Source organism: Streptomyces sp. HSG2, assembly GCF_016598575.1.
GTDB lineage: Bacteria > Actinomycetota > Actinomycetes > Streptomycetales > Streptomycetaceae > Streptomyces.
Genome location: NZ_CP066801.1, coordinates 2,409,371 through 2,431,812, shown reverse-complemented (window position 1 = coordinate 2,431,812; position 22,442 = coordinate 2,409,371). Strand labels below are relative to the sequence as shown.

At 71.9% G+C, this 22,442-nt stretch carries 18 protein-coding genes and 2 pseudogenes; 5 read left to right on the top strand and 15 right to left on the bottom strand.

What is annotated here, in order from left to right; translation table 11 throughout:
* Positions 1–228: 228 nt before the first annotated feature.
* Both JEK78_RS10140 and JEK78_RS10135 read left to right on the top strand, forming a co-directional pair.
* Positions 229–1,449: a pyridoxal phosphate-dependent aminotransferase gene (locus JEK78_RS10140; protein WP_242483336.1), complete on the top strand. Its 1,221-nt coding sequence runs from the start codon at positions 229–231 to the stop codon at positions 1,447–1,449.
* Between the two features lie 150 nt (positions 1,450–1,599).
* On the top strand, positions 1,600–2,349 hold the full coding sequence (locus JEK78_RS10135; RefSeq protein ID WP_200263750.1) for a transposase: 750 nt from the start codon (positions 1,600–1,602) through the stop codon (positions 2,347–2,349).
* Here JEK78_RS10135 and JEK78_RS10130 read toward each other — a convergent pair.
* Positions 2,327–3,558 (bottom strand): IS3 family transposase gene (locus JEK78_RS10130; protein WP_200258648.1). Its coding sequence is split into 2 segments (ribosomal slippage): positions 2,327–3,240 and positions 3,240–3,558, totalling 1,233 coding nucleotides; the frame shifts between segments, so codons are not numbered across the junction. The genes JEK78_RS10135 and JEK78_RS10130 overlap by 23 nt on opposite strands.
* A gap of 44 nt (positions 3,559–3,602) precedes the next feature.
* On the opposite strand from JEK78_RS10130, the gene JEK78_RS10125 reads away from it, so the two are divergent.
* Positions 3,603–4,331 carry a transposase gene (locus JEK78_RS10125; protein WP_200263749.1) on the top strand — a complete coding sequence of 243 codons (729 nt, stop codon included), beginning with the start codon at positions 3,603–3,605 and terminating at the stop codon, positions 4,329–4,331.
* A gap of 192 nt (positions 4,332–4,523) precedes the next feature.
* Here the strand turns inward: JEK78_RS10125 and JEK78_RS10120 are convergent, their stop codons facing one another.
* From JEK78_RS10120 to JEK78_RS10070, 11 genes and pseudogenes are all read right to left on the bottom strand, one after another.
* Complete coding sequence (locus tag JEK78_RS10120; RefSeq protein ID WP_200264091.1) at positions 4,524–5,321, bottom strand: acetoacetate decarboxylase family protein; 798 nt, start codon at positions 5,319–5,321, stop codon at positions 4,524–4,526.
* A gap of 314 nt (positions 5,322–5,635) precedes the next feature.
* A pseudogene (locus JEK78_RS23780) lies at positions 5,636–6,052 on the bottom strand (urease accessory protein UreD); the annotation flags it as partial.
* A gap of 230 nt (positions 6,053–6,282) precedes the next feature.
* A pseudogene (ureG, locus tag JEK78_RS10110) lies at positions 6,283–6,879 on the bottom strand (urease accessory protein UreG); the annotation flags it as partial.
* Between the two features lie 25 nt (positions 6,880–6,904).
* On the bottom strand, positions 6,905–7,561 hold the full coding sequence (locus JEK78_RS10105; protein ID WP_242483335.1) for an urease accessory UreF family protein: 657 nt from the start codon (positions 7,559–7,561) through the stop codon (positions 6,905–6,907).
* Positions 7,562–7,569: 8 nt separating this feature from the next.
* The gene (ureC, locus tag JEK78_RS10100) at positions 7,570–9,444 is read right to left on the bottom strand and encodes an urease subunit alpha (protein ID WP_200263747.1); all 1,875 of its coding nucleotides are present in this window, start codon (positions 9,442–9,444) and stop codon (positions 7,570–7,572) included.
* Between the two features lie 33 nt (positions 9,445–9,477).
* Positions 9,478–10,002 carry an urease subunit beta gene (locus JEK78_RS10095; RefSeq protein ID WP_242483334.1) on the bottom strand — a complete coding sequence of 175 codons (525 nt, stop codon included), beginning with the start codon at positions 10,000–10,002 and terminating at the stop codon, positions 9,478–9,480.
* Between the two features lie 64 nt (positions 10,003–10,066).
* Positions 10,067–10,453, bottom strand: a complete 387-nt coding sequence (locus JEK78_RS10090) for an urease subunit gamma (protein ID WP_200263746.1) — start codon at positions 10,451–10,453, stop codon at positions 10,067–10,069.
* Between the two features lie 689 nt (positions 10,454–11,142).
* Positions 11,143–12,687: a flotillin family protein gene (locus JEK78_RS10085; protein ID WP_242483333.1), complete on the bottom strand. Its 1,545-nt coding sequence runs from the start codon at positions 12,685–12,687 to the stop codon at positions 11,143–11,145.
* A gap of 77 nt (positions 12,688–12,764) precedes the next feature.
* On the bottom strand, positions 12,765–13,274 hold the full coding sequence (locus tag JEK78_RS10080) for a hypothetical protein (RefSeq protein ID WP_200263745.1): 510 nt from the start codon (positions 13,272–13,274) through the stop codon (positions 12,765–12,767).
* A 147-nt stretch (positions 13,275–13,421) separates the two neighbouring features.
* Positions 13,422–14,276 (bottom strand): TIGR03943 family protein, encoded by an 855-nt coding sequence (locus tag JEK78_RS10075; protein ID WP_200263744.1) that lies wholly within the window; start codon positions 14,274–14,276, stop codon positions 13,422–13,424.
* A complete protein-coding gene (locus JEK78_RS10070; protein ID WP_242483332.1) occupies positions 14,273–15,328 on the bottom strand; it encodes a permease in 1,056 nt (351 codons plus the stop codon). The genes JEK78_RS10075 and JEK78_RS10070 overlap by 4 nt, the downstream gene beginning before the upstream one ends.
* 96 nt (positions 15,329–15,424) lie before the next feature.
* Between JEK78_RS10070 and JEK78_RS10065 the strand changes: the two genes are divergently transcribed.
* Positions 15,425–17,311 (top strand): potassium channel protein, encoded by a 1,887-nt coding sequence (locus JEK78_RS10065; RefSeq protein ID WP_200264086.1) that lies wholly within the window; start codon positions 15,425–15,427, stop codon positions 17,309–17,311.
* A gap of 157 nt (positions 17,312–17,468) precedes the next feature.
* On the opposite strand, the gene JEK78_RS10060 is transcribed toward JEK78_RS10065, so the two are convergent.
* Positions 17,469–19,400 carry a prolyl oligopeptidase family serine peptidase gene (locus tag JEK78_RS10060; RefSeq protein WP_200263743.1) on the bottom strand — a complete coding sequence of 644 codons (1,932 nt, stop codon included), beginning with the start codon at positions 19,398–19,400 and terminating at the stop codon, positions 17,469–17,471.
* A 182-nt stretch (positions 19,401–19,582) separates the two neighbouring features.
* Between JEK78_RS10060 and JEK78_RS10055 the strand changes: the two genes are divergently transcribed.
* On the top strand, positions 19,583–20,362 hold the full coding sequence (locus JEK78_RS10055; protein ID WP_200263742.1) for an SURF1 family protein: 780 nt from the start codon (positions 19,583–19,585) through the stop codon (positions 20,360–20,362).
* 146 nt (positions 20,363–20,508) lie between these two features.
* Here JEK78_RS10055 and JEK78_RS10050 read toward each other — a convergent pair whose 3' ends face one another.
* Together JEK78_RS10050 and JEK78_RS10045 are read right to left on the bottom strand one after the other, a co-directional pair.
* Positions 20,509–21,771, bottom strand: coding sequence for a hypothetical protein (locus tag JEK78_RS10050; protein WP_242483331.1), 1,263 nt, complete (start codon positions 21,769–21,771; stop codon positions 20,509–20,511).
* Positions 21,768–22,322 (bottom strand): SigE family RNA polymerase sigma factor, encoded by a 555-nt coding sequence (locus tag JEK78_RS10045; RefSeq protein WP_200263741.1) that lies wholly within the window; start codon positions 22,320–22,322, stop codon positions 21,768–21,770. The genes JEK78_RS10050 and JEK78_RS10045 overlap by 4 nt, the downstream gene beginning before the upstream one ends.
* Positions 22,323–22,442 lie beyond the last annotated feature (120 nt).

Sequence of the window (22,442 nt, the reverse complement as noted above, 5' to 3'; positions counted from 1 at the left end):
GAGGACAAGCCCCGGCGGGCGACCCGAAGGACGCGGCAGAGGGGAGCGTGCGCGCGTCGCGTTCAGCGGGTGGCGAATCCGACGCACCCCCGTCGGACCGGCGGCTGTCGTGACGGGGGCCCGGTCGAGATGCCCCGGAGGCCGGCCACGTGAGGTGGGGTGTGGTGGGCGATGCGTCAGGATGGGGTCTGTACCCCGACGGCCCCGAGTAGTGAGGATCGCGCAGAGTTGAACACCAGACCGCTGCTGAACCGCAGGTTGGACGGGCGCGGGACGACGATCTTCGCGGAGATGACGGCGTTGGCCACCGCGACCGGGGCAATCAACCTGGGTCAGGGCTTCCCCGACACGGACGGACCGGAGTCGGTCCGGGAGGCGGCCGTACGCGCGCTCCGGGACGGACGCGGCAACCAGTACCCCCCGGGGCCGGGCGTCCCGGAGTTGCGGGCGGCCATCGCCGACCATCAGCGACGCTTCTACGACGTGAGCCTCGACCCCGACACCGAGGTCCTGGTGACCGCGGGCGCCACCGAGGCCATCGCCGCGGCCATGCTGGCGCTGTTGGAGCCGGGCGACGAGGTCATCGCCTTCGAGCCTTTCTACGACTCCTACGCGGCCTGCATCGCCATGGCCGGCGCGGTGCGCGTACCGCTCACCCTGCGTGCCCCGTCGTTCCGCCCGGATCCGGACGAGCTGCGCTCCAAGATCACCCCGCGCACCCGCCTCCTGCTCCTCAACACCCCGCACAACCCGACCGGGATGGTCCTCACCGCCGACGAGCAGAACGCCATCGCCGCGCTCGCCGTCGAGCACGACCTGCTCGTCGTGACCGACGAGGTGTACGAACACCTGGTCTTCGACGGGGCCCACCGACCGATCGCGGCCCTGCCCGGCATGCGCGAGCGCACCGTCTCCATCTCCTCCGCGGGCAAGAGCTTCTCCTACACCGGGTGGAAGGTCGGCTGGGTCACGGGTGAGGCCCCACTCGTCGCCGCCGTCCGCACCGCGAAGCAGTACCTGACGTACGTCAGCGCGGGCCCCTTCCAGTACGCCATCGCCGAGGCGCTCCGCCTGCCGGACGCGTACTTCGACGGCTTCCGCGCCGACCTGCGGCGCAAGCGCGACCTGCTCGGCGACGGCCTGCGCGCCGCCGGGTTCGAGGTCTACCGGCCCCAGGGCACCTACTTCATCACGACCGACATCACCCCCTTCGGCGAGAAGGACGCCTACGCCTTCTGCCGCGCCCTCCCCGAGCGCTGCGGCGTCGTCGCCGTGCCCAACTCCGTCTTCTACGACGATCCGGAAGCCGGCCGCAGCCAGGTACGGTTCACCTTCTGCAAGCGGAAGACGGTGATAGAAGAAGCAATCGAAAGGCTGTCTAATACTCCAGCTGTAGTTCGTGCTCTTGCTGGTCGGGGCCGGTGCGGAGACGGGTGCGGCCACCGTTGATCATCGTGACTTGTGTGGAGTAACGATGAGCCTGGATCCACCGCGTGATACTCGGCCTGCGGGCGATGAAAAGAGAAGAGGTGCCTGCTGACCTGGGACGATGGGAGTTCCTACGCCCACACCAGTCCCACGAAGCAAGGCACCTCGTAAGTGAAAGTCTCCCACAGGCCCGCGGAGCTCTTCGCCGCGTTCGACGACCCTGACCTGATCGCGCACGCCGGGCTGGTCCCGACGGTCCGGCTGGCCGAGCGGTGCGGTCTGCCCGCTCTGGTGGCCGAGAAGGTCCACCTGACCACTGCGAAGAACGGGGCCGGTACGGCCGCCGACGCGAAAGCGATGTCGATCGTGGGCGGCATGGTCGCCGGGGCGGACAGCATCGACGACCTGGACATACTGCGTCACGGCGGGCTGCCGCGCCTGTTCGGCGGGGTGCGGGCGCCCTCCACGCTGGGCAGTTTCCTGCGTGCCTTCACCTGGGGGCATGTGCGCCAACTGGAGTCCGCTGCACGGGCGTTCACCTGCCGCCTGGCCGCGCACACCGGCCTCATCCCGAAGCGGGACGAGGTGGTGTTCGTGGACATCGACTCCAAGGTCAAGCAGGTCTACGGCCCTGCCAAGCAGGGCGCCTCCTTCGGCTACACCAAGCAGCGCGGGCTGCACTTCCAGATCGTCACCGTGAAGACGTCCACCTGCGCCCCCGTGATCGTGGCCACCAGGCTGCGCAAGGGTTCGGCAGGCTCCGGCAAGGGCGCGGCGAGTCTGCTGCGCGAGGCACTGGCCACGGTCCGGGCCATGGGCATCACCGCCCAAGTCGTCGTCCGCGCGGACTCGGCGTACTTGGGCCTTGACCCCGAAGGGTGGACACCTGTTCGTGTCGTTATGCGGCAAGCGTCAGGGTAGCTGACTGCTGTTCGTAGGCGATTGGTGCCTGCTGTCCGTTCGCCGAGTGCCGTCGGCGGGTGTTGTAGCGGGTGGTCCAGCGGAAGACCGCCAGGCGGCAGGCACGGGCCCCGTCGAAGCGGCGGGCGCCACGGAGCGTCTCGCGTTTGAGGGTCGCGTTGAACGACTCGGCGAGGGCGTTGTCCGCGCTGGTCCCGACCGCGCCCATGGACTGCTTCACCTCCAAATCGGCACATACGGCCGCGAATTCACGGGAGCTGTACTGGGCTCCGTGATCGCTGTGGAAGACGGCGCCGGCCAGGCTGCCCCGCGTCCGGGCGGCGGCCCGGAGCGCGTCGGTGACCAGCGAGGTGCGCATGTGGTCGGCGACCGACCAGCCCACCAGCCGCCGCGAGAAGCAGTCGATCACGGTCGCCAGATACAGGAACTCGCCGTCGCCCACCGGCAGGTACGTGATGTCGCCGACGTACTTCGTGTTGGGTGCGCTCGCGGTGAAGTCGCGCCCCAGCAGGTCGGGCATCGCCGCGGCGGACGGTTCGGGCACGGTGGTGACCTGGCGCCTGCGCAGCCGCAGCCCGGCGATGCCGTACTTGCGCATGACTCGTCCGACGCGCTTGTGGTTCACGCGCTCGCCGTCCTCGCGCAGATCGGCGGTGATCCGGGGCCGGCCGTAGGTGCCGTCCCATTCGGCGTGCACGGCCCTGATCCGCTCGGCGAGAGCGACGTCGGCCTGTTCACGCGCGGCGCGGGCCGCGCGGCCGGCCCGCCACTTGTAGAAGCTGGAGCGGGCGACCTCCAGCACCTGACACAACCGCTTCACGCCCCAGGCGCGGTGATGGTCCTCGACGAACTGGAAGCGGCTGGTCACCAGGTCGTCTCTTGTGCGAAAAACTTCGTCGCCTTGCGGAGAATGTCCCGTTCGGTGGCGAGTTTCTGCATCTCCTTGCGCGCTGCCGCCAGCTCCCGGCGCAGGGCCTCGTTCTCGGCCTGAAGCTTCTCGGCCGTCGGCGGGGAATCCACCGTGCTCTTCTCCGTGCTCGTCGTGCTGCCCCCGCCGCGGCGGGCCCGTTCGGCCCGCACCCAGTTACGCAGCGTCTCGCGGCTGATCCCCAGGTCCTTGCCGATGCCCTCGAAGGTGTGGCTCGGGTCCGACAGGTACAGCGCGACAGCGTCCGCCTTGAACTCGGGCGAGTAGATCTTCATCACCATAAAAGATGCCTCCTACCCGGCCCCTGGCGGGGTCGGGCTCAGAGGTGTCCACCACTCGGGGACAGGTCCCCTTCTCCCACAAGGTCGTCGATGTGTGCCGCAAGGCCGGCGCCGCGTTCTCTCTGGCCGTCGCGGTCAAGAAGACCATCCGCGAGGCCATCGCGGGCATCCCCGAGGACGCTTGGACGCCGATCAAGTACGCCAGCGCCGTCTGGGACGCCGAGGAGGAACGCTGGATCTCCGACGCCGAGATCACCGAGATCCCCTTCACCGCGTTCACCAGCAAGAAGAAGGCGTTCCACACCACCGCACGGCTCATCGTGCGCCGCGTGAAGCGGCTGAACCCCACCGGCGTGCCCGCCGGCCAGGCCGAACTGTTCGGGGTCTGGCGCCACCATGTGATCTTCACCGACAGCCCCTTCGTCCTCGCTCAGGCCGAGCCGATGCACCGCGAACACGCCGTCATCGAGCAGGTCTTCGCCGACCTGGAAGACTCCGCCCTCGCCCACCTGCCCTCGGGGAAGTTCACCGCGAACGCCGCCTGGTTGACCCTGGCCGCCACCGCCTACAACCTCACCCGTGCGAGCGGCCACCTCGCCTCCGCCTTCCACGCCAAGGCGAGGACCGGCACCATCCGCCGCCACCTCATCAACATCCCCGCCCGGATCGCCACCGGAGCCCGCCGCCTCACCCTCCACCTGCCCGAACGCTGGCGCTGGTGTGACGACTTCACCGACCTGTGGACCGCCACCGGCCAGCGCATGCTCACCTGAACCACGCAGCCGACCTGACCACCCACGACCTGAAAAACCTCGGAGACCCCGCACCGGACGGCCACCCGGCCCATCGTGCTGCCCGCACCCCGAAAGATCACCCCGAGCCCGCCGGATACCGGAGACGAGAATTCACGCGGTGGATCCAGGCTGAGCACTGTCCCCCCGTGATTACAGCCAATGTCTTGATGGCTAGCATTCGCCGAGGAGTCGGCCTCCATGCAGCGTCTCTCCATACGCGAATACATGACCGTTGCACACTTCCAACGGCGAGAGCAACGCGAAATCTTCCCCCAGGCCGTCAAAGAACGTGAGTTGTCCGGGACCGCTCCAGATTGGCGAGAATTCGACGCCGCTCACCTCCGAGGCAACCAGTAGCGCCCGTGACGGCGTATCGGACGGTGCCCATTGCGGGAACACGAGGCTGTGCGCCAGAGGAACGTCGTGCAGCGCCGGGGGCCGGTCAGTGGAGCGCTCAACCGTGACCGACGCCTCCACCACAGGCCGACCGTGGACGGAGAGCGCACCATCGAAGCGTCCGCCGGAAGCGAGCCGCGAGCCCGCCCGCCCGACGGTCACCGGCCTCGTCTGGTGGACGGCGCCGAACTGCTTGGGCATGCCCTGCACCCAGCCGCGCATCATGGACACGGGCTGGTCGACCCAGGCGAACGGGCAGCGCGCCATCGGCCGGCCCTCGAACGCGCAGCCGAGGAGGATCAGGAACTCCGAGAACTGGCAGATGGCCGGATCGGCCAGCTCCCTTCCGTCCTCGGAGCACCACTGCCAAATGCGAGCGCACGATCCGACAAGTAGGAGACCGACGTCCGTCGCGTAAGAAGCGGCCAGATGCCTGTCCGGGAAACCCGAGGCCCTCACTTCTTGCGTGCTTCGGTGATGGTCCGTTCGAACTCGGCCGGCGGCAGGCCGCCGGTCGAGCTCCTTGAGATCAACGTGGTCGCCCTCGGCGAGCCGGTCGCGGACGTCGGTCAGAACGCGGTGGAAGCCGGGGTCTCCAAGCTCCGGGCCGAGGGCGTACTTGAAGTCGACGCGGCGGCGCACCGCCTCGGCCGCACGGCGGTCATCGCTTCCTCGTGCCAGGCGGTGAAGGTGGCGTCACACAACCGATCACGGAATCGGCCGATGCCCATCCAGCGCAGTGCGGCGCCGGACCGGTCCAGGGGGAAGTAGGTTTCCCCGGGGCCGGTGGTGCCGGCCTCGGGTTCACCGGTTGGTTCAGGTGTCCATCCCAGAGCGGTGACCGTGTCCATGGAGCGGAGGTTTCCGAGGATGCCGGGCATCCGGCGGGCTTCCTGGCCCAGCTCCAGGCATTCCACCTGCAGCGGCCCGGTGTCGTCGCTCGCCTCAAGGGACATGCTCAGATCCCCGCCCAGTTGCCCGGCACGCCCCAGTACGACCTTTTCCTGCATCAGTGCCCTGCCGGTGCCATGCAGCCGGATTCGGGTGCGACGGTGGGTCGCGATCTCGTCCGAGACCACGAACGGTTTGCCTGCCCAGGTCAGGATGGCTCCGTCGCCCACGGTGGCGTCGACCGTCCAGGACGAGGGTGCCTCGCCTTCGTAGGCGACCGTGCCGGTCGTCTCCACGACGTCGAGCCAGGCACCGGGAGCGACGTCCACCTCGATGCGGACGTCGTCGCCGGACAGCAGCAGTGCCTGGGTGGCGATCAGGCCCACCCTGGCTCCGTCCGCGTCCTGGTTCATGACCCGCACGGTCAGGTGCCCGGTCTGGTGGTGGAGGTGGCAGCGGCTTCCCGCGGGGGCGATGTTCAGGCGGGTCGGGCCGGTCACGCGCTGGGCCCCGCATGCAGGGGTGCTCGGTCGTGAGTGTGGGTGGCGCTGTCGGCGTGAGTGTGTGTGTGACCGCTCTCGGCGTCCCGGTCGGCGTGGGTGTGCGGGGCCATGGGGCCGGGGTCGACGGGGGTGTGGTCGCCGGCGCGGTAGCGGGCGAGGGTGTCGCGGACCCAGCCGGTCAGCATCCGGATGGACTCCTCGTCGTGTCGGGACAGTGCGACCACCGAGCCCCCTTGGCGGGCTTCGCGGCCCTCGCGGGCCATACGCTCGACGTCCACGCCCACGTACGGGCCCAGGTCCGTCTTGTTGATCACGAGCAGGTCGGCGCGGGCGATGCCGGGGCCGCCCTTGCGTACGACGTCACCGCCGCCGGCGACGTCCAGGACGAACAGTTGGGCGTCCACCAGGGCCGGGGAGAATGTCGCGGTGAGGTTGTCGCCGCCGGACTCGATGATGACCAGGTCCAGAGAGCCGAAGTCGGCCTCCAGGTCCTCGGCCGCCAGCAGGTTGGCGGTCACGTCGTCCCGGATCGCGGTGTGCGGGCACGCTCCCGTCTCCACCGGGCGGATCCGCTCGGGGTCCAGCACCCCGGCACTCTTGAGGTAGCGGGCGTCCTCGTCGGTGTAGATGTCGTTCGTGATGACACCCAGGCGCAGTTCGCCGGACAGCGCCCGGCACAAGGTCGCGATCAGCGAACTCTTGCCGGTGCCGACGGGACCGGCTACGCCCAGACGCATGGCGCGGGTGGGGGCGGTGGTGTTCTCAGGCACTGAAGAGTCTTTCCGTGGTGGTGTCGTGGGTCTCGGCCCAGCGCTCGATGAGAGGGGCGCCCTGGGCCGGGATCTGCTCGGTGGTGTGCAGGTGGGCGACCTGAGCGGCCATCTCGTCGATGTCGGGCAGCAGGTCCTTCACCCACGCGGCGATGAGCAGCGGGTCCTGCGGCTCCAGTTTGAGCAGGGCCGCCGTCACGGTCTGGACGTCGTCGTACCCGACCAGGCGGGCCAGGTCGACGGGGCCCATCCCGGCGCGGTGGGCGAGCAGCCCCAGCACGACGGGACGCGACCAGGTGCGTGCGCGCGTGTCCACGGGGCCGGGCCACAGCGTCCGCAGGACGCGCAGGTAACCACGCCCCAGGCGCCGCCCGTTGGCCCTCAGCGCCTGGCTGGGGGTCCGGGCGGCCCAGGCGACCTCGACCTCGGCCAGGTCGCCGCCATCCGCTGCCACCGCACGGGCGACCACGGCGGCCCCCGCCTCCACACGCGTGACCGTGCGGAGACGGGCACGCAGATAGGAGGGCACCTGGGCCGATGACGTACCGGCCCGCAACGCCGGTTCCAGGCCCGATGACTGTGTGTGTCCCCCGGACGGGAGCCGGGCGTCGCCCAGCAGGGCGAGCAGGAGTGAGGAGGTGGTGCTCACAGGACGCCTCAGAACATCAGATAGCGCTGGGCGAGCGGCAGGTTCTTCGGCGGATTCGGCTGGTCGAGATACCAGAATCCGGCTCGGCTCTTGTGCTTGGTGAGGCTGTGATTCGGTGTCGTGGCGAGCTCCGGGATCTCCACCGCGATCTTGAAGGTACTCGGATCGATGTCGATGCCGAACCGCTCGGCGTTGAAGACCATGTCGGCCTTCCCGACGTCCTTGACGGGCTTCGCCCCCTTCAGTTCGCGGCGCAGGCCGAGGGTGGCACGCAGAGAGTCCTTGAACACGCCCTTGCCCCTCACCGAATCGTAGGGGTCGGTGCCGGGCGGCGGGTCGAGGACCTTGCCCGACACGAACGAGTAGGACAGCCGGGACGCGATCGCGTGGGCCATCGCCGGTCGCAGGACGGTCGGTTGAGGCGTCGACACCGAGCCGTTGGGGTCGCCCAGGTTGCCGAGCACCATGGCGCCGCCCTTGATGACGATCTCGGGTCGTACGGCGAAGAACCGCGGGTCCCACAGCACCAGGTCGGCCAGCTTGCCCTCCGTCACGGAACCGACGTACTCGTCGATGCCGTGGGCGATGGCGGGGTTGATCGTGTACTTGGCCACATAGCGCAGGGCGCGGGCGTTGTCGCCCACTCCCCGACCGGACCGGTGGAAGAAGTCCGCGTCCTGGAAGGTCTTGTGGCTCCACTCCTTCATGACGTGTGCGACCTGCCAGGTGCGGGTCACGACCTCCCCGATCCGGCCCATGGCCTGGGCGTCGGAGGAGGTGATGGACATCGCGCCCATGTCGTGCAGCACGTCCTCGGCGAACATCGTGGTGGAGCGGATCCGGGAGTCGGCGAACGCCTGGTCGTTCTTGTTGCCGAGGTCGAGGTGGTGGGCGGAGGCGAGCATGTCGATGTGCTCGGCCACGGTGTTCCTGGTGTACGGCAGCGTCGGGTTCGTAGAGGCGGGCAGAACGTTCTCCTCGGCCGCCACCTTCAGGATGTCGGGGGCGTGCCCGCCGCCGGCGCCCTCGGCATGGAAGACGTGAACGCCGCGCCCGCCGATGGCATCGAGGGTGGTCTCGACGAAGCCCGCCTCATTGAGGGAGTCGGCGTGCAGGGTGACCTGCAGGCCCCACTCCTCTCCGACCTTCAGCGCGGCGTCCAGAGCGGCCGGGGTGGCCCCCCAGTCCTCGTGGATCTTGTAGCCGCCGGCGCCCGCCAGCGCCTGCTCGTCCAAGCCGTCCTCGCTGACGGTGTTGCCCTTGCCCAGCAGCATGACGTTGACCGGCAGGTCGTCGAAGCTGCGGTGGAGGTTCACCAGGTGCTGCGGGCCAGGGGTCACGGTGGTCGCCTTGGTCCCCTCGGAGGGGCCCACGCCGCCGCCGATCAGCGTGGTGGTGCCGGTGGCCACGGCCTCCATGACGGCAGAGGGGGAGATGATGTGCACATGGGTGTCGACGGTGCCGGCGGTGAGCAGCTTGCCCTCGCCGGAGATCACGTCCGTGGAGGGGCCGATCTCCAGCCCGTCGGTGACCCCGTCCATGACGTCGCTGTTGCCGGCCTTGCCGATCGCGACGATGAGACCGCCCTTGATCCCGACGTCGGCGCGTACGACGGTGTCGCTGCGCCGCCGTTTCAGGGCGGGAGCGACATCCAGGATGATCACATTGGTGATCACCGTGTCGGGGGCGCCCCGCACGCTGGTGGTGGTTCCCTGCAACATCGACTCGCGGATGGTCTTGCCGCCGCCGAAGATCGCCTCGTCACCGCCGAAGGTCAGGTCTTCGGTGATCTCGATCCAGAGGTTCGTGTCGCCCAGGCGGACCTGGTCGCCCACGGTCGGGCCGTAGGACTTCGCGTACTGCTTCCGCGTGATGTTCGCCATTGCTCTGCTCCAGCCGGGTTTACGAGGGCGCGGTCAGTCGAGATCGACGTCGCCGGGCCGCTTGTCCTTGCGCAGGCCAGGAACACGTCGATTCCCGCCGATCGGTACGACCTCGATCGCGTCGCTGGGCGCGTGCTCCGGGCTGAACCGCATGGAGTCCCCGGGAGCGATGTCGAGGCGGTGGCCCCAGGGGGCCACTCCCGGCGTCTTCGACCGATCGTGCGCCAACTGGCGGGCGGCGGCGATCTGCTCAAGCCGCGAAAGCCGCGGGTCCATCAGCGCCCTCTCGGCCTCGGCGGCCGCTTCCTCGTCAGTGAAGAAGAGCAAGTCCTCGTTGACGTCGGCCAGGTGGACGTGCGAACCGATTTGGATGTCTCGGTCACCGACGTTGACCACATAGACCGTCGCCTTGCCCTCCTCGGAGTTGAGGACATGCTCCGTGTTCGGCTCCCTGACCCACACTCCGCCCACCTCGTGCCGGGAGAAGTCGTGGACCTCGCACGGATCCAGCTCGGAGGGCGGCAAGGACTCGGCAGGTACGGGGCGTTCAGGTCGCACGCGCGGACACACGGTCGGCGTCGGCTTCGCCGCCGGCGGTCGGAAGTAGGGCACAAGTCCGTCCTCAGTGGATCGGGGCGGGCGTCGGGGCGGGCTTCGGGGCGCGGATCGGGTCGTAGAGGGTGACGAGTTTGCGGCCGTCGGGAAACGTCGCCTCGATCTGGAGAACGTGAAGCATCTCGGCGACGCCCTCCATGACGTCGGCCGTCGTGAGGACGGTCTCGCCCACGCCCAGGGTGTCGCCTTTCCGCTGCTCCAAGGGAACGCCGGCGTCGCTCATCATCTGGTCGACGGTGTAGTTGCCCGCTCGGGCCTCCTCGATGACCCAACAGCTGATGTAGGCCACCGCCTCGGGGTAGTTCAGCTTGACGCCACGCTCCTTGCGGTAGCTGGCGAGCATCCCCGCGACGCTCAACAGCAGCTTCTCCTGCTCGGACGGAATCAGGTGCATCCGTGCTCCTCGACGGTGGTGACGGTGTCTCCGGCCCCCCGGTGACACGGGCTCGACGAAGGCGGCCAGAGCGCCTCCGGGTCGACGCCTGTGACGCGAGCCGGCCACTTGTGGACAGGGAGTGAACAACTCACGGCGACCCCGGATCCGGCGATGAATGCGAGTCCGCGGCGCCTGGCGGGACCACCGGTCCCACCAGGCGAGCCACGCCGCGCCCTACGTGATCATCCTGCGGTCGGCCGGAAAGCTGCCGCACATTCCGCCCCAGACCCCTCGAATGGATGCCGACGCGAGCGCTTGAACGAAGCCGGCGGCCACGAGAGGGGGGCCGGCTCGATGACCTCGCGCTCGACCGCGACCCCGCGGGGAGGGGGCCGCTTCTTGACGCGAGCGCCGCTCCCTCCACCTGGTCGGCCCTCACTTGTGGTGCCTCCGCCGCCCCCCACTGAACGCGCCGGACGCGGAGTGGGGCGCGGCCCGCCCGGCTCCGGGTTCTCGGCGTGCGCCGGCGCGGGTCCGTCGGGCCTCGCCCCCGCGGGTGCGCGGGTCCCGGGGCGCCCACCGCGCACGCCGCCGAACAGGCGGAACGCCGGGCGTCGGCGCCCGCCCCGGGGCCGAGCACGCACGCCCCCGGGGCGCGGGTGGCGATCGACCTCGCCTTCCGCTGCCCCGGGGTGAGCCGTCTGACGTCAGTCGGTGATCTGAACGGTCCCGTTGGGCTTGCCGGTGTCCACCTCGTCGCCCGCCGGAGCCGGGGTGGGCGCGGAGCCGCCGAGGGCGACCTTCCGCAGGAGCGCGGAGAGGTCGACGCCCGTGGTGGAGTTGAGGACCTCCATGCCCTGGGTCACGTTGTCTGCGACCGTGCGGGACAGGCGGCTCGCTCCGTCGGTGGAGATGACCGTCATCTTGTCGATGGCGGACAGCGGCTCCGCCGCCTTGGCCACGACATCGGGCAGGATGTCCACCAGCATCTGGAGCACGGCGGCGTCGCCGTAGCGGTCGAAGGCGTCGGCCTTCTTCTCCATCGCCTCGGCCTCGGCGGCGCCCTTGGCGCTGATCGCCGCCGCCTCCGCCTCTCCTTCCAGCCGTACCGCCTCGGCGATCGCCGCTCGACGGGAACGCTCGGCCTCGCCCTGCTTGAGGCCCTCGATGGCCTCCGCCTCGGCCAGCGCCCCACGACGCTGCTTCTCGCCCTCACCGGTCAGCCGGGCACGCTCGGCCTCGGCCTGGGCCCCCGCGATCTCGGCCGACCGCTCGGCCTCCGCCTGCTTGACCCGCGCCACCCGGCGTGCCTCGGCCTCCTGCTCCGCGGCGTAGCGCTTGGCGTCGGCGGGCTTGCGCACCTCGGTGTCCAACTGGCGATCCTTCAGTGCCGCCTGACGCTCGGCCACCTTCTCCTGCTCGGCGATGATGTCCTGCTGCCGGGCGGCCTCGGCGAGCGGGCCCGCGGCGTCCGCGCGAGCGACGGCCTGGTCGGTCTCGGCCTTGATCTCGGCCTGCTTGAGCTGGAGGGTGCGCTGGGCAACGGCGATCTCCTCCTCGGCCTTCAATCGCGCCTGTTCGGCGGCCCGTCGGGCGACGGCCTCGGCGATGTCGGCCTCCTGCTTGGCCCGAGCGGCCTCCGGCCGGCCGAGGTCCTCCAGATAGGAGCCCTCGGTGCTGATGTCCTGAATCTGGAAGGCGTCCAGTACCAGCCCCTGGCCGGACAGGCTGGCCTCGGCCTCCTCGGCCACCTGCCCCGCGAACGCGGCCCGGTCGCGGATGACGTCCTCCACGCTCATCCGGCCGACGATGGCACGGAGCGCCCCGGAGAGCACCTCCTGGGTGAAGCCGACGATGCCGTCCTGCTGCACCAGGAACCGCTGGGCCGCGGCCCGGATGGCGTCCTCCGTGCCGCCCACCTTGACGATGGCCACGCCTTCGAGATGGGCCTTGACCCCCCGCAGGGTGACCGCGCCGTTCACGGCGATCGGGATGTGCCGCGAGGAGAGGTCCAGGGTGTACTGCTGCTGCACGAAGGGCACCACGAAGACGCCCCCGCCGACCACGACCTTCTGGCCGCTGTTGTCGGTGAACACCCTCCCGGTCTCCGGATCGGTGGACCTCTTGCCGCGCCGCCCGGTGACGATGAACGCCTCGCTGGGACCGGCCACCTTGTACCGGGTGACGACCACCAACGCGAGCAACAGCAGGAGCACCACGACTCCCACCACGGCGACGGATACAGCATCCATGAAGACAACCCCGAATTCGACAGATCGGAAGGGGAGCCGGACGAGAGTCGGTCCGGCTCGATGAAGAACCTGTGGGACTACCGGTCCACCGGGCGGACCACGACCGACGTCCGGGTCGGCGCCGCCTCCACCCACACCTCGGTCCCGCGCGCCACCGGCACGGCGCTGCGCGCCGCGCACTTCAGCGGCTGACCCGCCAGGTGCAGCATGACCTCGCCGAATCCGTCGGCGGGGATCTCCGTCACCACTTTGCCGGAAGTACCCAGGAGATGGTCGATGGTGGGGGCGACCGCGGTCTCGTCGCGCATCAGCGTCCGACTGAACCGATACGTCAACCAGGCCGCCCCCGATCCGGACAACACGCCGGCACCGGTCGCCCCCAGGGGACCGGCCCAGCCGTTCCCCAGGACGATGGCGGCGCCGAAGCCGGTCATCGCCGTGAAACCGGCGATGACCGGCAACGACAGCCATCCGTCCAGGACCTCGTCGAGCGCTCCCCCGAAGACGCCGTCGAGCAGTCCGTCGAAGAACAGCGACAGAGCGAGCAGCACAACCCCCGTGATGCCCAGTCCGAGGAACCAGGCCATGTGCGCCCCCTTCTCGCCCCGCCGCCGAACTCCGACGTGATGAATCCTGACATCCCCAGACCCTGGGCGTCATTGCCGGAGTCCGGCAATGTTCACGCCTCTTCGATGCCGCGCTCGCTCGCGAGTGCGAGCGTTCTCCCGACGGGCTCAGGCCCCGCTTCCCGCGTCGTACGGGTCCCGGGGCTGGGGGACGGGCACCGCCGAGTCCACCTCCAGGAAGGGGATCGGGCCTCCGTTGACCGGGTCCCTCTCCCGTCGTGGGAGGTATCGGCCGGTAACGTCGAGCCAGGTGTCGGGGCGAAGTACGGGAGGCAGACGGCCTGTCAGCCCGACCTTGATCGGCTGCGCGTCCGCCGCGCAGCAGTCCAGGGTCATGCGGACCAAGTGGGGCGTGCCGCTCTCGTCGACGGCGAGGAAGCCGGTGACGGTCAGCGCCCGCCCGTCGAGGGTCCTTCCTTCGTCGTGGACGGCCCGCTCCGCGTAGTCGGCGAGTCCCATCCGCAGCGGGGCCCGGCCGTCGTCGGGCAAGGGCGGGAACGCGGGCGGGCGTTGCACGGCGGTCCCGGCGTTCAGCGCGCTGTGCGACCCCAAGGCCGGGGGCGCGACCAGGACCAGGGCGAGGACGGGCAGAAGCAGCAGCCAGGAGACGCGGGGCTCGGGGTGCGGTCGGTGCCCGTCCGCCGCGCCCGGCGCGGCGGATCGAGGCGCGGCACCGGTCTCGCCGCCCCGTCCGCCTCCGTCGGCGCCGGGCCGCCGGTCGGCGCCGCCGTCCCCGGGGCCGTCCTCGCGACCTCGGTCCCCATCGCCCGCGGCTCCGTCCTCGGATCGTCGGCGCTCGTAGCGGACCGTGGCCAGGGCCGTGGCGACGAGCACGGCACCCGAGGCGACGACCAGTGGCCGCAGCCCGGCCTTCACGTACCGCAAGGACAGATCCGTGGCCCCGACCCGCACCAGCGCCACGCCGAGGACGAACAGGACGGCCGCCTGGGCCCACCGGTTCACAGCAGCACCGTACCGATCAGGACCGACACCGCGACGGCGACGACCAGTGTCGCGGGCGCGAAGCGCCAGGCGAAGGCCCGTCCGAAGGTGCCGATCTGCATCGCGAAGAGCTTCAGGTCCACCACCGGGCCGACCACGAGAAACGTCAGCCGCGCGGTGAGCGAGAACTGGGTCAGCGAGGCCGCCACGAACGCGTCCGCCTCCGAGCAGATCGACAACACCACCGCCAAGGCCGCCAGGACCAGCACCGACAGGATGGGATCGGTCGCCGCCGCGCCCAACCACCGGGCGGGCACCAGGGCCTTGAGGGTGGCCGCGGCCATCGCGCCCGCCACCAGGAAGCCGCCGGCGTGCACCACGTCGTGCCGGACGGAACCCCAGAACGTGGCCGCGCGATCCCGGTCGGGGTGGACGTCGGGAACGCGCGGGCGCAGCCACTCCGCCCGCCCGAGGCGTTGCCACAACCAGCCCATGGCGCAAGCGACCAGCAGTCCGGCGAGGAGTCGGGCCCACACCATCGCCGGTTCGCCGGGGAAGGCCACGGCCGTGGCGGTCAACACGATCGGATTGATCGCCGGAGCGGACAGCAGGAAGGCGAGCGCCGCCGCGGGGGCGACACCTCGACGTACCAGCGCGCCGGACACCGGCACCGACGCGCACTCGCAACCCGGCAGCACCGCTCCCGCCGCACCCGCCACCGGGACGGCCAACGGGGCGCTTCGCGGCAGCAGTCGGGCGAAGAACGCCGCGGGCACGAAGGCGGTGATCGCCGCCGACAGCAGGACGCCCAGCACCAGAAACGGCAACGCCTGCACGACGACCGCCACGAAGATCGTGGTCCACGTCTGCATCGCCGGCGCGGACAGCGCGGCCCGCAGCACGTCCTGCGCCAGGACGGCCGACACCAGCAGGACCACGACGAGCAGGGAGGAGTCGACGCGGGCGCGCTCCCGTCGACGCGCCGCTCCGCCCACAACCACGTGTGACGTCCCCTCACCCTCGCCGGTGTCGTCCTCATCCTTGTCAACGGCCGGCGCCCCCATGCCGTTCATGCCGCACGCCTCTGGAACCGCGCTTCCCGGTGGGGCAGTCTTTGCCGCGTGGGGAACGTTCCGAACCAAAGTCCGCCGGGCGAACCGGACGCGCACATGGTGGTGTGTGGTGACGACGGTCTCGCGCACCGGCTCGCGGCGGAGTTGCGCGACGTGTACGGCGAGAGGGTCACGCTCGTCGCCCCGCCCTCCGGGCGGCGAATCCGGCAGCCGGTCGTGGGTCGGGCGCGGGCGGCGTCGGTGGCGTTGCTGGACCTGGTCAACTCGGCCGTCAACCGGACGGGGGTGCTCGAACCTGGCCGCGCGGGGCGGGAACTGGACGCCGCGGAGCCGACGGAGAGCGTCCTGGCCGCCGCGGGCGTGGAGCGCGCCGCGGCGCTGGCCTTGGTGTACGACGACGACGAGACCAACATCCGGGCCGCGCTCACCGCCCGCCGTCTCAACCCGCGTCTCAGGCTGGTGCTCCGGCTGTACAACCGGCGGTTGGGACAGCACATCGAGGCGCTCCTGGACCAGGCCGCGACACTGGCCGCGGGCGATCCGCGAACGGCCGGGCTTGACGCCTCGACCACGGTGCTGTCCGACGCCGACACCGCGGCGCCCGCGCTTGTCGCCACGACACTCGTCGGGACCAGCAAGGTCGTCGAGACGGACGGGCTGCTTCTGCGCGCCGTAGAGCGGCAGCCGCCCTCCGAGGGCGAGGTCGCCGATCCGGGGCTGTGCGCGCTGGCGCTTCTCTCCTCCAACGGCGCCGGCGACTCCGGGCGCGCCGGTTCGGCAAGCTCCGACGAGGAACCGAGTCTGCTGCCCGACCAGGCGGCGGTCGACGCCGCCACCGGGCGTGGCATCGTCGCCCTGGAGGAGGTCGCCTACGCCGGTCCGCCGGCGCCGCCCAGGCGGGCGGCGGTCCCTCCGTTCGCCTCGCTCTTCTCCCATCGGCTGCGGTGGTCGCTGGCGGGGTTGGCGGCCTGTGTGGCCGCTCTGACGGTCGCGTTGGCGATTCTCGGCCCGGACGATCCGCCGCACGCCGTCTACATCACTCTCCTGAACCTGTTCGCCATCAACGACCCGGCCGTCGGCCGGCCCCTGGGAGAGCAGATCCTCCAGCTCCTGACGGGGCTGACGGGCCTGCTGCTGCTGCCGGTGCTTCTCGCGGCGGCGCTGGAGGCACTCGGGACCTTCCGGACCGCCTCGGCGCTGCGCGGTCCGCCTCGGGGGCTCAAGGAACACGTCGTGCTGTTGGGCCTCGGCAAGGTCGGCACCCGTGTACTGACCCGGCTCAGGGAACGGCACATCCCCGTGGTGTGCGTGGAGGCCGATCCCGACGCGCGAGGCATGGCGACCGCACTGCGGCTGCGCGTGCCGGTGGTGGTGGGGGACGCCACGCAGGAAGGCGTCCTGGAGGCCGCGAAGATCCACAAGGCCCGGTCGCTCCTGGCTCTGACCAGCGTCGACAGCACCAACCTGGAGGCCGTCCTGTACGCCCGGTCCGTGCGGTCCGACCTGTCGGTGGTCATGCGCCTGTTCGACGACGACTTCTCCACGGCCGTGTACCGCACGCTGCGCGCCACCCACCCCAGGGCCCTCACGCGCAGCCGCAGCGTCACCCAACTGGCGGCTCCCGCGTTCGCCGGGGCCGTGATGGGCCGGCAGATCCTGGGGGCGATTCCGGTGGAGCGCCGCGTCCTGCTCTTCGCGGCGGTGACGGTCGCGGGGCAGCCGCAGTTGGAGGGCCGCACGGTCGGGGAGGCGTTCCGGGCCGGGGCATGGCGGGTGCTCGCCCTGGACATGGGCGCCTCGGCGGGCACGCCCGGCCCCCGAGGCGACGGCCGCGCGGGACCTCCGCTGCCCTCGGGGCTGGTGTGGGACCTGCCCGACACGTACGTGCTGCGGGGCGGCGACCGGGTGGTCATGGCGGCGACGCGACAGGGTCTGGCCGAGCTGACGGGAAGACGCCGACGCCGGGAGGGGGCGGACGCGTGAGAGTCGGGGCGCCGGCGGAGCGCACCGACCCCGCCCCGCGCCGGGCGGGGGCGCGTCGGCTCCCTCGGGCCCCCGACCCGCCCCACGCCCGCTGCCACGCGCCCGTCTCTCCCCCCGCGCCCCCGACCGGCGCCCGACCCGGCCGGACGCCGCCGGGTCAGGAACGGTCCGGCAGATGGCGGGCGGCGAAGTCCAGCTCCAGCCGGACCTGCTTGAGCCGTTCGTCGACGACCAGGGAGCCGTGCCCCGCGTCGTACCGGTACACCTCGTGGACCGCGCCGCGCGCTTCCAGGCGGGCGACGTAGTTCTCGATCTGCCGGATCGGACACCGGGGGTCGTTGACCCCCGCCGAGATGTACACCGGGGCCCGCACGGCGTCGACGTACGTCAGCGGGGAGGACGCGGCGTAGCGCTCCGGGACCTCCTCCGGCGTGCCGCCGAGCAGGGTCCGGTCGAGGGCCCTCAGCCCCTCCATCTCGTCGTGGTACGCCGTCACGTAGTCGGCCACGGGGACGGCGGCGATGCCCAGGGTCCACAGCCCCGGCTGGGTTCCCAGGCCCAGCAGCGTGAGGTAGCCGCCCCAGGAGCCGCCGGTGAGGACGATCCGCTCGGGGTCCGCCAACCCCGACCGCACCGCCCACTCCCGCACCGCGGCGATGTCCTCCAACTCGATGAGTCCCACCCGGTGCTTGAGCGCGTCGGTCCAGGCGCGTCCGTACCCGGTGGAACCGCGGTAGTTGACCCGGACCACGGCGTACCCGTGGTCGACCCAGGCGGCCGGGCCGGCGGCGAAGGAGTCGCTGTCGTGCCAGGTGGGTCCGCCGTGGATGTCGAAGACCGTCGGCACCGGGCCGGTCGCGCCCGCCGGCCTCTGCACCAGCGCGTGGATCCGGCCCCCGGGACCCTCGACCCACGCGTCCTGGACGGGGACGGACCCCGGCGACCGCGAGCCGGGCGGGTCCAGGACCACGTGCCCGGTGGTGGAACGGACCGTGGAGGGCAGCGCGGCGGAGGACCACTGGTACTCCACGGTGCCGTCCGGGCGGGCGGTGGCGCCGGACACGGTGCCGGGTGGGGTGGGGATCTCCACCAGCTCGCGGCGGGCCAGGTCGTACCGGAACAGCTCGCTGCGGGCCTCGAAGCCGTGCACGATCAGCAGCCCGGTGCCGTCCGGGTACCACTCGGCGCTCACGTCGCCCGGCAGTTCCAGTGCCAGCTCCGTCTCCTCCCCGGTGGCGACGTCCCAGACCATCGGCTCCCAGCGGCCCTTCCGCTGGTGTCCGACGAGGAGCCGGGTGTCGCCGGACACCGGGGCGAACCCGAGGGCCTCCAGCCCCAGTTCCTCGGTGCCGCCCTCGGTGTCGTCGAGTTCGGCGACGGTCGAGCCGTCGACCCGCACGACGCGCAGCGCCGAGTGCGTGGCGTCGCCGTGCTCGGTGTGCTCGACGGCGATCAACGAACCGTCGTGGGAGAGATCGCCGACGCCGGCCGACTCGCGGTGCCGGTAGATCTCGCGGGGCGCCTCGCCGAGGCGGGCCACGTGGATCGTCGTCCCCTCCTCGTCGGTGGACCGTCCCACGACCGCCGTGCGCCCGTCCCTGCCGAGCGCGAGACCCGCCGGGTAGGAGGGGTCGAGCCCGGGTACCGCCAGTTCGTCCTCGCCTCCCACGAAAGGCTGCCGGCGCCACACCCCGAACTCGTCGCCGTCCTTGTCGTCGAACCACCAGATCCACTCGCCGTCCGGGGAGAGCGTCCCATCGGTGGTGCCGTTGGGCCGGGACGTGACCTGCCGCCGCTCGTCGGTCGAGCGGTCCCAGGCGTACAGCTCGTACGTCCCCGTGGCGTTCGACACGAACAGGGAACGGTCGGGGGCGTTCTCCGCCCAGTCCGGCAACGAGACACGCGGCGCACGGAACCGCTTCTCCCAGTCGGGCGTGGTCACGCCGTCGCGATCCGCGCTCCCGCCCGGGACGCGCCCCTCGCGCGCGGCCTGCCCACGCTCCTCCCCCTCGCCCGTCGGGCGCTCACGCCCTTGCCGTTCCTGTCCCCGCCCGTCCCGCGGGTCGGACCCGATGCGCTCCTCAGTCATGGCCCCATAGTGCCTCCCCGGGCCCCCCGCCCGCCGCCCCTTGCCTCCCCGGGCCGACGTCGGGGGCCTCGCCGCCCCTCCGGCGACGCCGCGCACCCCGGACGCACGGCGCGGATCGTGGGGCCGGGGACCGCCCGGACCCGCGCCCGGCTCTCCGACCCGCGCCCCGTACCGTGGGGGTCGTGTACCGGTTTCTGCTGACGCCCCGGTGGTGGGGGATCAACGTCTTCCTCGCGCTCTCGATCCCCTTCTGCGTGTTCATGGGGTCGTGGCAGCTGGGCCGGTTCGAGGACCGGGTCGAGGTCCACCGGACCGCCGAGGCCCAGGCCGACGAGGCTCGCCGGGAACCCGCACGCCCCGTGGGGGAACTGCTCCCGGTGGACCGGTCCACCGTCGGCGGCCAGGCGACCGCGAGCGGGCGCTACGCGGAGCAACTCCTGGTGCCGGACCGCGAGCTGGACGGCCGCACCGGCTTCTACGTGCTCACCCTGCTGCGCACCGACGAAGGCCCTGCCCTGCCCGTCGTCCGGGGCTGGCTCCCCGGCGAGCCCGACCCGGCCCGCGCCCCGGCGCCACCGGGCGGCGAGGTCGACGTGGTGGGGGCACTGCACGCGTCGGAGAGTCCCGGCACGCTCGGCGGAGGCGCGCCCGCCGGTCGGATCGCCTCGGTGAGCACGGCCATCCTGGTGAACCAGGTGCCCTACGACGTGTACGACGCCTGGATCACCTTGAACGAGGGCGACTCGGGGATGAGCGCGGCGCCCGTCGGCACGCCCGACAACACCGGTCTGGACCTCAAGGCGTTCCAGAACCTCGGCTACACGGCGGAGTGGTTCGCGTTCGCCGGATTCGTGGTCTTCATGTGGTTCCGCCTGGTACGGCGCGAAGTGGAGCTGGCCCGCGACGCCGAGGCGGGCCGGGGCGACGAGGCGGCCGGTCTCGCCGACGCCGCGCGCTCCTAGCGCCCCGGCGGGGCGCGGCCGGCCCTCCCCGGGGGCGCGGCGCGCCACTCGGGCTCCCGGGAGGGTGCCGCCCGCCGCGAGTTACCGGGCGCGGAGCGGCGTGCGGGCGGCGCGAGGAGGCGCGATCCGCCCGCCCCCCACGGACGCTAGGACGCGCCCAGCACGCCGGTCCAGTACACGGTTCCGGCACAGGCGTCCGCGATCCTGGCGGTGGCCTCCTCCACCGCCGCCCCGGCGTCCCGCGCGTCGCCAGGCGCGGTGTCGGGGGTCCAGCCGACGACGACCCCGCCACCGCCGGGGGCGTCCTCCGCTGTCAGCTGGGGCGCGAGTCCGAAGTCCTCGGCGTAGGCCGTGCCACCGGCGACGTCCGCGCCCTCGACGCCCGCCGTTCCCTCCTCCGTCGGCGACTCGGGGGCGGGCTCGCCGTCCTCGACGGCGTCGCCCTCGCCGCCCTCGCCCCTCTCGTCCACCGTCCCACCGGGACCGGTCCGGGTGGGACAGCTCTCCGACGGCACCCAGGCGAAGCGCACCTCGTACGCGGCGCCCGGCGCGAGCGTGAGCCCCGGCTGCTCCAGCCGGGGGTCGGGGAGCCCGACCACGGTGTCCCCCGCCGTGTGACGCGTGGTGTCCACCCGGGCGGGGTCCGCCGCGCCCTCCGCCGTCGCCCGCACCGTGCCGGGCCCGGTGACCACGCACGCCTCCGAGGAGGCGTTGGCGACGCGGAACACGCCGTGTACCACCCCGGCGGAGTCGGGCGCGGCCGTCGATCCACCGACGGGTCCGAGCCGGTCCGCCGTGCAGGCGGGCGCGGTCGGCGCCTCGGCGGAGGGTTCTCCTCCGTCGGTGGGGCCGCCCGGCTCGCCCGTCGGCTCTTCGCGCTCGTCCGCGGCCGGGGCCCGCTTCTCCTCCCCGGCCGTCGGACCGTCACCGTCGACGCTGCCGCCGCTGCCGCCGGCCGGGTTCTCGCCCGCCCCGCTCCCGTCCTCCGCCTCGGCGGCGTGGTCCGCGACCTCGCGACCGGCCGGGGAAGGTCCCGACCCGGTGGCGTGCGTGAGCGCGGGAACGGCGGTGCCGACCAACATCACCACGGCCGCCGCTCCGACCAGGGCCTGGCGCTTGCGGGCGCGCCGGGCGGGCACCGCGCGGCGCAGGTGGTCCAGGGCGCCGTCGCGCGGTCGCACCTCCCGCACCGCGTCGTGCAGCATGCCTCGCAGGGCCGCCTCGTCGGAGGAGGGCACGTCCGCCTCTCGCGCCGGCGCCCACCGCGCCGTGCCACCGTACGCGTCGCGGCCCGGGAGTTCGGCGCGTGCCCCGGGCACCTCGTCGCGTGCCGGTTCACCGGGGGGCGTCGGCCGGTCGCACCGGTCGAGGGGATGGTCGGGCCACCGTCCGTCGGGTCCGCCGCTCACTTGGCCGCCTCCATGGTCACGCGCAGCGCGGCGATGCCGCGGGAGCCGTAGGCCTTGACCGAGCCGAGCGATATCCCCAACGTCTCGGCCACCTGTGACTCGGTCATGTCGGCGAAGTAGCGCAAAACGAGGACCTCGCGCTGGCGTCGTTGGAGCCCCTTCATGGCCTTGATCAGGGAGTCGCGTTCCAACCGGTCGTATGCGCCCTCCTCGGCGCTGGCCATGTCGGGCATCGGCTTGGACAGCAGCCTGAGGCCCAGGATTCGGCGGCGCAGCGTGGACCGGGAGAGGTTGACGACGGTCTGGCGCAGGTAGGCCAGCGTCTTGTCCCGGTCTCGGACGCGTCTGCGCGCGGAGTGGACCCGGATGAAGGCCTCTTGGACGACGTCCTCGCAGGACGCGGTGTCGTCCAGCAGCAGGGCCGCCAAGCCGAGCAACGACCGGTAGTGGGTGCGGTAGGTCTCGGTGAGGTGGTCGACGGTGGTGCCCGCCACGACCTCGTCGGCACCCCCGCGCGGGCTCGGCAGACGTGCCGGGTGCGCTGCGGTCATCGGTGTGGTCACCGGCTCGCCGTCGGCCGGGTCCGGCCGCAGGGGGCGGGACGCCCGGCGGGGCGAGCACGGGCCGGACCGGCCGCGCGCCCCCGGGGGCGCGCTCCGCTCGAAGAGCGG